Genomic DNA, 11,535 nt, shown 5'->3' with positions numbered 1-11,535 from the left:
GCTGCGCAGGAGCCCGGACGAGCGCCTGCCCGCCGCGGAGGCCGCGAGGCTGCTGTACGAGGCCGCCACGGGCCCCTCCCCCCACCCGACGCCCCCCGGCTCATGGCGGCCGACGGCCGGCGCCGCGAACACGGCCGAAGGGCCCACGCTCCTGACGCGGCCCAGGCGCGGCAGGGCGCTGTGGATCGGCCTGCCCGCCGCCGTGGCGGTGCTGGGCGCGGGCGGCTTCCTGGTCTCCAACCACTGGACGGGCACCGCCGCGACCCCGAGCCCCACACCGACGGGCCCCGCCCTCACCCCCACCGCCGAGTCGAGCACGCCGAGCACGCCGACGGCCACGCCCGAGCCCACGCCGACCAGGACGACGCAGCCGGTGCCCGCGGGATGGCGCCCGTTCAGGAGCGCGCAGGGCCGCTTCGGGGTCGCCGTCCCGGAGGGGTGGCGGGCCGTGAAGCACTCCACCAGGGACAGCATCACCTTCAAGGGTCCCGACAGCCCCGGGGCGATGATCGTGGAGTGGACCGTCCCCGACTTCGCCTGGACGGACCCGGCGAAGCAGTGGGCCAGCCTGGAGAAGGAGATCCGGGCGAAGGGCGAGTTCGAGGGATACAGCCGGATCGGCATCGTCTCGACCACCTACCTCGGCCGCAAGGCCGCCGACTGGGAGTTCACCAGGATCCGCGACGGGCAGCGGATCCACGTGATCAACCGCGGCTTCCGCACCGCCGACGGCCGCCCGTACGCCCTCTACTGGGAGACCACCGACGCCCGCTGGGCCTCGGACCGGCGCTACTTCGAGACGTTCGCGAAGACCTTCAGACCCCAATGAAAGAGCAGGCGCACTTCTGGCGGCATCCGGCGGTGCCGGGCACCGACCTGCTCAAGGCCCGCTACGTCACCCACCGCTTCACCCGGCACGTGCACGACGGCTACGCCATCGGCGTGATCGTCAGGGGCGTGGAGGAGTTCGACTACCGCGGCACCCTGCACCGGGCGGGCGCGGGCGAGGTGGTGCTGGTCAACCCCGAGTCGGTGCACACCGGCCAGGCGGGCACGCCGGACGGCTGGTCGTACCGCATGCTCTACCCGTCGATCGACACGCTGGCGGGGATCGCGGCCGAGCTCGGCGTGCCGTACGCGACGCCGCACTTCCCCAGGCAGGTCGTGCGGGACGAGGAGGTGGCACTGCTGCTCGGCCGGGCTCACCAGGCGGCCGAGCGCGGCGACGCGCTGGCCGCCTCCACGCTGAGCCGCACGCTGTTCGCGCGGCTGGTGACCCGCCACGCCACGCCCAGGCCGACGGCGATCCTGCCCGCCGAGGGCCGGCGGGCCGTGCGGGACGCGCTCGACCTGCTGCACGGCAGCCTCGTCGACCCGCCGACGCTGGACGACCTGGCCGACGCGGTGGGCGCGCGGCCGTTCGCGCTGCTGCGGGCGTTCAAGGCCGAGACGGGCCTGCCGCCGCACGCCTACCTGACCTCGCTGCGGGTGCGCCAGGCGCGCCGCCTCCTGCAGTCCGGGGTACGCCCGGCGCAGGTGGCCGCCGAGGTGGGCTTCACCGACCAGGCCCACCTCAACCGGCATTTCAAGCGCATCGTGGGCGTGCCGCCCGCGGCGTACCAGCGTGCTGCAGGAACGTACAAGACCGGCGGTTCCCCCACCTCCTAGCCTCTTGCGGCATGGAACAGACAACTCACCGTTCCGCCGCCGTGCGGGACGGCCTCGGCGTGGGCGTGGCCGTGGGGCTGTCGGGGATCGCCTTCGGCGCCGCCGCGATCACCGCGGGCCTGAGCGTGCCGCAGGCGTGCGTGCTGAGCCTGCTGGCCTTCACCGGCGCCTCGCAGTTCGCGCTGACCGGCGCGGTGGGCGCGGGCGGCGACCTGGTGACCGCCACGCTGGGCGCGCTGCTGCTGGGCGGCCGCAACACGCTCTACGGCCTGCGCCTGGCCGACCTGCTCCGGGTACGCGGGCCCCGCCGGCTGCTGGCCGCGCAAGGGGTGATCGACGAGACGACGGCCGTCACGCTGGCCCAGCCGACCCCGGAGGCGGCCCGTACGGGCTTCGTCACCACGTTCGCCAGCCTCTACCTCACCTGGAACCTGACCACCCTGGCGGGCGCCTACGGCGCGTCGTTCCTGGGCGACCCCGGCGTGCTGGGGCTGGACGTGGTGGGCCCGGCCGCGTTCCTGGCCATCCTGTGGCCGCGCCTGACGGCCAGCGCCGAGCTGCGCGGGCTCGCCTGCGCCGCGGCGGCGATCGCCCTGTGCGCCACCCCGTTCCTGCCGCCCGGCGTGCCCGTGCTGCTGTCGGCGGCCGCCGTGCTGGTGGTGATGGCGCGATGACGCTGTGGTGGGCCATCGCCGCGGTCTGCGCGGGCTGCTACGCGCTCAAACTGGCCGGGCTGGCGGCGCCGCGCCGGGTGCTGGAGCATCCGGCGATCCGCAGGTTCGCCGAACTGGTGCCGGTGGCGCTGCTGGCGGCCCTGATCGCGGTGCAGGTGTTCACGGAGGAGGGCGGGCTGAGCTTCGACCCGGCGCGCACGGCCGGGCTGGGCGCCGCGGTAGTCGGGCTGCTGCTGCGGGCGCCGTTCCTGGTCATCCTGGCCGCGGCGGCCCTCGTCACCGCGCTTGTCCGGTTCTTTCTTGGGTAGTCGCCGTGCATGTCCGATGCAACAGAGATGGTCGGTGGGCGTTACCGGCTGCTCAGGACGATCGGCCGGGGCGGGATGGGCACGGTGTGGCAGGCTCATGACGAGGTGCTGGGCCGGGACGTGGCGGTCAAGGAGATCCTGCCGCCACCCGACCTGACGGATCCTGAGCGCGAGGTCTTCGCCGTACGCACGTTCAGGGAGGCCAGGGCCGCCGGCCGGGTGGCGCATCCAGGTGTGGCCGCCGTGTACGACGTCCTGGAGGAGAACGGTCACCCGTGGATCGTCATGCAGCTCGTCAACTCCCGCACCTTGGGCGAGCTGATCCGCGAGGACGGCCCCATGTCCCCGCCGGCGGCCGCGGACATCGGGCTGCAGCTCCTGGAGGCGCTGCGCGCGGCGCACGCGGCGGGCGTGCTGCACCGGGATGTCAAACCAGACAACGTGCTGATGGCCGAGGACGGCCGGGCGGTGCTCACCGACTTCGGCATCGCCACGACGGAGGACGAGACTACCGTGACGAGCACGGGCGTGCTGCTCGGCACCCCCGCGTTCATGGCGCCGGAACGCGCGGCGGGCAGCCAGGCCAAGGCCTCCTCCGACCTGTGGTCGCTGGGCGTGACGCTCTACATCGCGGTCGAGGGGCACTCGCCCTTCCAGCGGGACAACCCCCTGGCCACGCTGGGCGCGGTCCTGCACGCCGAGCCGGAGCCGCTGGCCCGCGCGGGCGTGCTCGGCCCCGTACTGCTCGGGCTGCTGCGCAAGGACCCGGCCGAGCGCATGTCACTGGAGGAGGCCGAGCAGCGGCTGGCCGCGATCCTGACCGGCGCCGCCCCCGAGCGGACGGGCCCCGTCACCGAGCCGGGCGCGGCCGGGCCCGTCGCGATCAAGCCAAGTGTGACCGGGCCGGGTGCGACCGGGCCGGGCGGGGCTCCCCCGCGGCGGCGCAGGCTCCCGGTGGCCGTGATCGCGGCAGGCGCGCTGGTCGTCGCGGCGGTCACGGGCGGCGCGGCCTGGTGGTCCGGCCGGACGCGGGACCTGCCCCGGAGCCCGGGCCCCGCCCCAGCCGTCGTGACCGCCGGGCCCTCGACCGGCGACCCGACCACCGGCGCTCCGCAGCTCGCCCCGACGCCCTCCGCACCCGAAAGCTCCCCGCCGGCCGTCGAGGACCGGCACAGGACGCCTAGCGGCGAGCGGAAGGACCCCACCCGGGAGCCCACGCCGACCGGTGAGCGGAAGAACCCCGACCGTACGCCGACGCCGAGCGCGAGCGGCGAGAAGGACCGGGACAACACCACCCCGTCCCAGACCCCGGACTCGGTCGAGCCGTCGGAGCCGGGCGGCGAGGACGCCGACCAGCCGTAGGGGCGGTCAGGATTCGGCGCGGACGATGTCCAGCGCCTTCTGCAGGTCCTGCGGATAGTCCGTGCTGAACGACATCCAGTCGCCCGTGGTGGGGTGCTCGAACCCGAGCGCCACCGCGTGCAGCCACTGGCGCGTGACCCCCAGCCGGGCCGCCAGCGTCGGATCCGCCCCGTAGAGCAGGTCCCCGACGCAGGGGTGCCGCAGCGCCGCCATGTGCACCCTGATCTGGTGCGTACGCCCGGTCTCCAGCTTGATGTCCAGCAGCGAGGCCGCGCGGAACGCCTCGACGGTGTCGTAGTGGGTCACCGACGGCTTCCCTCCGGCCACCACCGCGAAGCGCCCGTCGCCGGACGGGTGGCGGTCGATGGGCGCGTCCACCGTGCCCCTGAACGGGTCGGGATGCCCCTGCACCAGCGCGTGGTAGCGCTTGTCGACCGTGCGCTCCTTGAAGGCCCGCTTGAGCCGCGAGTACGCCACCTCGCTCTTGGCCACCACCATCGCCCCCGTGGTGTTGGCGTCGAGGCGGTGCACGATGCCCTGGCGCTCGGCGGCCCCGCTGGTGGCGATCGTGTGACCGGCCCCGAGCAGCCCGCCGATCACGGTCGGCCCCGTCCAGCCGACGGTCGGGTGGGCGGCCACGCCGATCGGCTTGTTGATCACGATGACGTCGTCGTCCTCGTACACGACCGTCATGCCCGGCACCGGCTCGGCGACCGGCATCGGCGTGGTGACCGGCGGCGGCATCGTCACGTCGAGCCACGCGCCCGCGTGCACGCGGTCGGACTTGGCCGGCTGCCGGCCGTCCACCAGCACCTCGCCCGCGCCGATCAGCTCGGCCGCGCGGGTGCGGGAGAAGCCGAACAGCCGCGAGAGCGCGGCGTCGAGCCGCTCGCCCTCCAGCCCGTCGGGTACGGGCAGGCTCCGCTGCTCACTCACCCTTCTCGGCCCCCTTGGTCTCCGGGGTCTCCCGGGACCCGTCGATCTGCACGTTGCGCCAGGCCAGCAGCACCGCCAGGATGCCGCCGCAGACGATGGCCGAGTCGGCGATGTTGAACACGGGGAAGTAGTCGATGACGGGGAAATGCCCGGGGAGCACCTCGATGAAGTCGACGACGTGCCCCTGCAGCTGCGTGGAGCGCCCGATCCCCGAGGGATAGCGCAGCAGCCGGTCGGTGAGGTTGCCGAGCGCGCCGCCGAGCAGCAGCCCCAACGTGACCGCCCAGGCCCGGCTGCCGAGCTTGCGGGCGGTGCGCACGATGGCGACGACCACGCCCGCGGCGATGAAGGTGAAGACGAAGGTCATTCCGGTGCCGAGGCTGAACGCGGCACCGGAATTGAAGATCACCCGGAACTGCAGCACGTCCTGGAGGACGACGAGCGGGGCCTGACCCTCGAGCGTGCGCAGCACCACCGTCTTGGTGATGAGGTCGGCCGCGTAGACCACGGCCGCCAGCACGACGAGGACGGCGACCAGACGCCCGCGGGGGCGGCCTACCGGCGCTCCTCCTTCTGCTTGCAGGCCACGCACAGCGTCGCCCTCGGGAACGCCTGAAGGCGTTCCTTGCCGATCGGCTTGTGGCACGATTCGCACACTCCATAGGTCCCGGCGTCGATCCTGGCGATCGCACGTTCGTTCTGCGCGACCAGATCGCGCGCATTCAGGGTAAGGGCGATCTCGCGTTCGCGCTCGTACGTCTTCGCGCCGGCGTCCGCCTGGTCGTCGCCCGCTCCCTGAGTGACGTCTCCAGAGGCTATCTCCGTCTCGTGGCGGTGGATGTCCGCGTTGAGCTGGTCGATCTCGCTCTGGAGCCTGCCGCGTACCTCGGCCAGCTCCTCTTCCGACCACATCGAAGGTGTAGCGGTCTGCGTGACTGCCGCCATGGCTGCCTCCATTGCTGATCAAGGCCGTAAATGGTGCGGGCAGCTTAGGGATCCACATAACGGAACGGCAAACGACCCGCCGGACGGTTTACCTCCCCCGTACTATCCCGCCTCGCGCATTAAACTCCTCCACAGGGGCGTCCATTCCCGCAACTTTGTCGGTTGCGTACCGACGGCCCCTCGGGCGGCTCGCCCTGAGAAACCAGGAAGCCTTCGGCCCCACTCTGCGTTATGGTTTGAGACTGCAAGGCGTTGATGGGGCCCGACTGTGAGGGATATCACCCCGGAGCCGCCGGAAGAACGGCTCGCGAGAGCTCATTAGACCCGGCCGCAGATCAAACGAAGAGGGCCTCGCCCGCGTGCGAGGTCAAGAAGGGTGGTACCGCGGAGCCGCATGGCTTCGTCCCTTCACGCTCGCCCTACCGGCCGATCAAGCGTGGAGGTCACACCCGAAATGTCTTCGCCATCTTTCCGCTCTCTTCCCGCGCAGGTCGACCTGCCCGCGCTCGAGCGCGAGGTCCTCGACCGCTGGCGGGACGGGAAGATCTTCGAGCGCTCCGTGGAGCAGAACTCCGGAAACCCGTCCTGGGTCTTCTACGAGGGCCCGCCCACCGCGAACGGCCTGCCCGGCGTGCACCACGTCGAGGCGCGGGTGTTCAAGGACCTGTTCCCACGCTACAAGTCCATGCGCGGATTCAGCGTCCCGCGTAAGGCCGGATGGGACTGCCACGGCCTGCCCGTCGAGGTCGGCGTGGAGCGCGAGCTGGGCCTGACCGGCAAGAAGGACATCGAGGAATACGGCATCGCCGAGTTCAACGCCAAGTGCCGCGAGTCGGTGCTGCGCCACGTCGACGCCTTCGAGCAGCTGACCGAGCGCATGGGCTACTGGATCGACCTGTCCCAGGCGTACCGGACCATGGACCCGTCCTACATCGAGTCGGTCTGGTGGTCGCTGAAGGTCATCTGGGACAAGGGGCTGCTGTTCCGCGACTTCCGCATCACGCCGTACTGCCCGCGCTGCGGCACGGGGCTGTCCGACCACGAGCTGGGCCAGCCCGGCGGCTACGAGACCGTCTCCAGCCCGTCGGTCTACGTCCGCATGCCGGTGACCGCCGGGCCGCTGGCCGAGCTGGGCGCCGCGCTGCTGGTGTGGACGACCACGCCGTGGACCCTCGTGTCCAACACGGCCGTCGCCGTGCACCCCGACGTGACGTACGTCGCGGCCCGCACCGCGGACGGCGAGGTCCTGGTGGTCGCCGAGCCGCTGCTGTCGGTCCTCGGCGAGGGCGCGACCGAGGTGGCCCGCTACACGGGCCGCGAGCTGGAGCACACCGCCTATTCCCGCCCGTTCGACCTGGTCGACATCCCCGGCGCCCACTACGTCGTGCTCGGCGAGTACGTCACGGTCGAGGACGGCACCGGCCTGGTCCACCAGGCCCCGGCCTTCGGCGCCGACGACATGGCCGTGATCAGGCAGTACGACATGCCCGTCGTCAACCCGATCGGCCCCGACGGCCGCTTCCTCGACGACGTGCCCATGGTCGGCGGCCGGTTCTTCAAGGACGCCGACGAGGAGCTGACCGAGGACCTGCGCGCCCGCGGGCTGCTCTACCGCGGCGGCCACTTCGAGCACAGCTACCCGCACTGCTGGCGCTGCCACACCCCGCTGCTCTACTACGCGCTCCCGTCCTGGTACATCCGCACCACCGCGGTCAAGGACAAGATGCTGTCCGAGAACGCCGGCACCAACTGGTACCCCGAGACGATCAAGTGGGGCCGGTTCGGCGAGTGGCTGCGCAACAACGTCGACTGGTCGCTGTCGCGCTCGCGCTACTGGGGCACGCCGCTGCCGCTGTGGGTGTGCTCGGCGGACGAGTCCCACGTGACGTGCGTCGGCTCGCTGGAGGAGCTGGGCGGGCTGGCGGGGCAGGACATCTCGGCGCTCGACCCGCACCGCCCGTTCGTGGACGACGTGAGCTTCGACTGCCCGTCGTGCGGCGCCCTCGCGCGCCGCGTCCCGGACGTCATCGACGCCTGGTACGACTCCGGCTCCATGCCGTTCGCCCAGTGGGGCGAGCGCGGCAAGCCTGAAGGCGTCTACCCGGCGCAGTTCATCTGCGAGGCCACCGACCAGACGCGCGGCTGGTTCTACTCGCTGATGGCCGTCGGCACGCTGGTCTTCGGCCAGTCCTCCTACGAGAACGTGCTCTGCCTCGGCCTCATCCTGGCCGAGGACGGCCGCAAGATGAGCAAGCACCTGGGCAACATCCTCGAGCCGATCCCGCTCATGGACCAGCACGGGGCCGACGCGCTGCGGTGGTTCATGGCCTGCTCGGGCTCGCCGTGGGCGTCGCGCCGGGTGGGGCACAACACCCTCGAGGAGATCGTCCGCAAGGTCCTGCTGACGCTCTGGAACACCTCGTCGTTCTTCACCCTGTACGCCAACGCCGAGTCCTGGTCGCCGGACATGCTCGCGCAGGCCACGCCCGCGGCCGAGCGCCCGCTGCTCGACCGCTGGGTGCTGGCCGAGCTGCACAGGACGGTGGCCGACGTCACGGCGTCGCTCGACGAGTACGACACCCAGCGCGCCGGACGCCGCCTGGCGGACTTCCTCGACGACCTGTCCAACTGGTACGTGCGCCGCTCGCGCCGCCGGTTCTGGCAGGGGTCGCCGGAGGCGTTCGCGACGCTCTACGAGTGCCTGGAGACGGTGACGCGGCTGATGGCCCCCGTCACGCCGTTCATCACCGACTACCTCTGGGACGTCCTGCGCTCCTCCGACGCGCCCTCCTCGGTGCACCTGGCCGACTGGCCGGAGGTGCGCGAGGACCTCCTGGACCCGGTGCTGTCCGACCAGATGGCCCTCGTACGCCGCCTGGTGGAGCTGGGCCGCTCGGCCCGCGCCTCGTCGGGCGTCAAGACCCGCCAGCCGCTCCGCCGCGCCCTGGTGGGGGCCCACGGCTGGCCGTCGCTGCCCGGGGAGCTCCGGGGTCTGGTGGCGGACGAGCTGAACGTCCACACCCTCGAAGACATGTCCGGATTTAGCGCCGATCTCGTGACTTACTCGGTCAAGCCCAACTTCAGGGCCCTGGGCAAGCGCTTCGGCTCCCAGACCAAGCTCGTCGCGGCCGCCGTGGCCGCCGCCGACGCCACCCGCGTGGCCCGGGCCCTGCGCTCGGGATCCACGGTCATGGTGGAGGCGGACGAGCTGGGCGAGATCATGCTCGGCCCGGACGACGTGATCGTCAACGAGCAGCCCCGCTCGGGCTGGGCGGTGGAGACGGGCGCCATCGGCACCGGCACGGGCGAGACGGTGGCCCTGGACCTGGAGCTCACCGACGAGCTGCGCCGCGCCGGCCTCCTGCGCGAGGTCATCCGCCTGGTCCAGGACGCCCGCAAGTCGACCGGCCTGTCGATCACGGACCGCATCGACCTGTGGTGGACCACGTCCTCTCCTGAGCTCGCCACGGCCCTGCGCACCGAGGGGCACGTGGTGGCGGAGGAGGTCCTGGCGACGACGGTCACGGAGGGCACGGCGACGGACCTCCCGTCCCACACGGACGAGGACCTGTCCCTGACCTTCCACCTCCGCCGCGCCTGACACGCACGATGGCGGTGGGGCGCCCTCACAACCCGCCCCACCGCCGCCCACCCCTGTGCTGGGACGCTGCCCGCCGCCGCGCCATGATCGGCTCGTGAGGTTGAGGCGCTGGTCGGCGTTCCAACGACCTGCTCAGCCCGTCGACCGAGCTCGGTTGCTCAGCGAGGGTCCCCCTGCGGTCGGGGCGGCGACCTCTCGGACCGCGTCGGCGATGACCGAGGCGTCCTTGCGCAGGATGGCCCCGCAGGCGCCGACCGTGTGGACGCGGAGCTCGCCGCTGCCGGTGGAGATATCGACGGGCCGCGCCGATGAGGGGCTGGCGTTCAGATTGAAGATGATCGAGGCCGCGCTGGAGGCACCGACCGAGCAGCTCGTGATTCAAGGCCGGGTCGACGGGTGCTACGTCTCGGCCGTGCCGCCGGCTTCCCCGCTGATGGACTCCTGATAGATGTCCGCGAAGGTGCGCGAGTCCTTGATCAGGTCGTCGCAGAAGGCGGCGACGTCGTCGCCGATGAGTTCCAGGACTCCCTTGCCGGCCGCGACGCCCTCCTCGAAGAAGTCGACGATCCCTGAGAGCAGGGGACCGTCAAGCAAGTCGATCGGTCCAACCTTGAAGAAGTACTTCTGAATCTCCTTGTAGACGATCTGGTAGTCCGGCGGGAGCGCCTTGACCCGCGCCATGTGCGCCCGCCACTGCTTCTTGCCCTCGATGATGTCTTGGATGCCCACGTCAGCCTCCTAGCCGGCCCAATTTCCTTGCGACGTTCCTGTTCAACTGCTCGCGCCACCGGTCGCGATAGCTCCGGGCCCCTTCTCCGCCGGCCAGCGCCGCGCAGAAGCCCCCGATGTCGTCCCCCAGCACCTCGTGAATGCTCCGCCCATCGGCCGCCGTCTCTTCGAGCAGCCCCAGAGCACCGTCGAGAATCGGCATCAGGTTTCGACCCGTGAAGTCCCCGTAGGGAAAAAGATGACCCTTGATCTCTTCCCACGCCGCCCGGTAGTCGTCCGGCAATGCCGCGGCCCGAGCTTCGAACGCCTTCCATTCCCTGGTGAGATCGCTGCCTGTCATGGCATCCCAGAGGTTCATCTCCCGCCCTCCTTGAGCTTGTCGATCCGCGATGTGATGTACTCCCATTTCGCCCAAAACGTGGCGAGTTCTTCGCGCCCCGCCTCATTGAGCTCATAGAACTTGCGCGGCGGGCCCAGCCCGGACGGTCGTTTCGTCACCTGGACGAGCCCGTTCTTCTCCAGCCGCAACAGGATGGTGTAAACCGTCCCCTCGACGACATCGGCGAAGCCCAGTTCGTTCAGCCGACGCGTGATGGCGTACCCGTAGGTCTCCTCGCTGCCGATGATTTCCAGCACGCAGCCCTCAAGCGTGCCCTTCAGCATCTCTGTCAGGCCGTCCATCGTGGGTCCTCTTCCGCCTTCCCCTGGTACTCGGTGCTACCGAGTACCAGTACACAGTAGCACGGAGTAGTGAACCAATGCCGCGCACGGAAGCGATTCGAATCATCGGCACCGCGCGTGCTCGACCCCGCCGATGACCCTTCCGGGAGCGCCTGGCAGGAGGAGGCGGCGGCGCAGGTGAGGGCGGTTTGCGCCGGACGCGGTACGGACCGGCCACAGCTCACGAAGGCGTCAGCGCCACACCGAGGAGGAACTCCAACGTCCGACACGCCCCCGGGGGCATAGCGCCGCCCCCGGGATGATCGGATGGGCTGCCGCCGGCAGCGGCGTCAAGAAGACCGAGCCGCTCTACAGCGGCACCATCAAGCCGTCGATGCCGCGTGGCCGCAGGATTCGCGCGGGGCAAGGGTGAAACCCTGCTCCTGGACCGCCAGCAGCCCCTCGCCGGGGGCCGCGTTCCGGATCACGTCGATCTCCTGCGCCGAGATGTCGCCGAGATCGATCGATGACACCCGCGGAATCATGAACTCCGCATTGGCGCCGAGGTCGTAGCCGATAACGGCGATCACGGCGGTGACGCCGGTGACGACGGTGACAAAGCGACGGGGTGACGCCGGGAACAGATACACCG

Annotated in this window: 12 protein-coding genes and 1 pseudogene; 6 read left to right on the top strand and 7 right to left on the bottom strand. The window is 71.2% G+C overall.

Features of this window, described 5'->3' with window-relative positions; genetic code table 11:
* The 5 genes and pseudogenes from ACWDX9_RS33515 to ACWDX9_RS33495 form a co-directional block, all read left to right on the top strand.
* Nucleotides 1–829 (top strand): annotated as a pseudogene (locus tag ACWDX9_RS33515) (hypothetical protein); the annotation flags it as partial.
* Nucleotides 826–1,668 carry an AraC family transcriptional regulator gene (locus tag ACWDX9_RS33510; RefSeq protein WP_397366053.1) on the top strand — a complete coding sequence of 281 codons (843 nt, stop codon included), beginning with the start codon at nt 826–828 and terminating at the stop codon, nt 1,666–1,668. The pseudogene ACWDX9_RS33515 and the gene ACWDX9_RS33510, both read left to right, overlap by 4 nt.
* An 11-nt stretch (nt 1,669–1,679) precedes the next feature.
* Nucleotides 1,680–2,342, top strand: a complete 663-nt coding sequence (locus ACWDX9_RS33505) for an AzlC family ABC transporter permease (protein WP_364251553.1) — start codon at nt 1,680–1,682, stop codon at nt 2,340–2,342.
* Nucleotides 2,339–2,650 (top strand): AzlD domain-containing protein, encoded by a 312-nt coding sequence (locus ACWDX9_RS33500; RefSeq protein WP_364251550.1) that lies wholly within the window; start codon nt 2,339–2,341, stop codon nt 2,648–2,650. Before ACWDX9_RS33505 ends, ACWDX9_RS33500 begins: the two co-directional genes overlap by 4 nt.
* A gap of 9 nt (nt 2,651–2,659) precedes the next feature.
* Nucleotides 2,660–4,012, top strand: a complete 1,353-nt coding sequence (locus tag ACWDX9_RS33495) for a protein kinase domain-containing protein (RefSeq protein ID WP_449961027.1) — start codon at nt 2,660–2,662, stop codon at nt 4,010–4,012.
* Nucleotides 4,013–4,018: 6 nt separating this feature from the next.
* Here the strand turns inward: ACWDX9_RS33495 and ACWDX9_RS33490 are convergent, their stop codons facing one another.
* Genes ACWDX9_RS33490 through ACWDX9_RS33480 form a run of 3 tightly spaced genes read right to left on the bottom strand, consistent with a single transcriptional unit; the run spans nt 4,019 to nt 5,893 of the window.
* A complete protein-coding gene (locus tag ACWDX9_RS33490; RefSeq protein ID WP_185073022.1) occupies nt 4,019–4,948 on the bottom strand; it encodes an RluA family pseudouridine synthase in 930 nt (309 codons plus the stop codon).
* Entirely contained in the window at nt 4,941–5,468 is a 528-nt protein-coding gene (lspA, locus tag ACWDX9_RS33485; protein WP_350729231.1) for a signal peptidase II, read from the bottom strand. Before lspA ends, ACWDX9_RS33490 begins: the two co-directional genes overlap by 8 nt.
* A gap of 35 nt (nt 5,469–5,503) precedes the next feature.
* Nucleotides 5,504–5,893 carry a TraR/DksA family transcriptional regulator gene (locus tag ACWDX9_RS33480; RefSeq protein WP_350729195.1) on the bottom strand — a complete coding sequence of 130 codons (390 nt, stop codon included), beginning with the start codon at nt 5,891–5,893 and terminating at the stop codon, nt 5,504–5,506.
* A gap of 454 nt (nt 5,894–6,347) precedes the next feature.
* Between ACWDX9_RS33480 and ileS the strand changes: the two genes are divergently transcribed.
* Entirely contained in the window at nt 6,348–9,494 is a 3,147-nt protein-coding gene (gene ileS, locus ACWDX9_RS33475; protein WP_449961024.1) for an isoleucine--tRNA ligase, read from the top strand.
* 399 nt (nt 9,495–9,893) lie between these two features.
* On the opposite strand, the gene ACWDX9_RS33470 is transcribed toward ileS, so the two are convergent.
* The 4 genes from ACWDX9_RS33470 to ACWDX9_RS33455 form a co-directional block, all read right to left on the bottom strand.
* Nucleotides 9,894–10,223 (bottom strand): DUF1048 domain-containing protein, encoded by a 330-nt coding sequence (locus tag ACWDX9_RS33470; protein WP_449961021.1) that lies wholly within the window; start codon nt 10,221–10,223, stop codon nt 9,894–9,896.
* A gap of 1 nt (nt 10,224) precedes the next feature.
* Nucleotides 10,225–10,581 (bottom strand): DUF1048 domain-containing protein, encoded by a 357-nt coding sequence (locus tag ACWDX9_RS33465; RefSeq protein ID WP_449961019.1) that lies wholly within the window; start codon nt 10,579–10,581, stop codon nt 10,225–10,227.
* Entirely contained in the window at nt 10,578–10,904 is a 327-nt protein-coding gene (locus tag ACWDX9_RS33460; RefSeq protein ID WP_363963697.1) for a PadR family transcriptional regulator, read from the bottom strand. Before ACWDX9_RS33460 ends, ACWDX9_RS33465 begins: the two co-directional genes overlap by 4 nt.
* Before the next feature lie 362 nt (nt 10,905–11,266).
* Entirely contained in the window at nt 11,267–11,533 is a 267-nt protein-coding gene (locus ACWDX9_RS33455) for a hypothetical protein (protein WP_449961016.1), read from the bottom strand.
* Nucleotides 11,534–11,535: the final 2 nt, after the last annotated feature.

The organism is Nonomuraea sp. NPDC003201 (assembly GCF_053590415.1).
The sequence above is the reverse complement of the archived record's forward strand: the minus strand, read 5'-3'. Positions and strand labels throughout refer to the sequence as shown.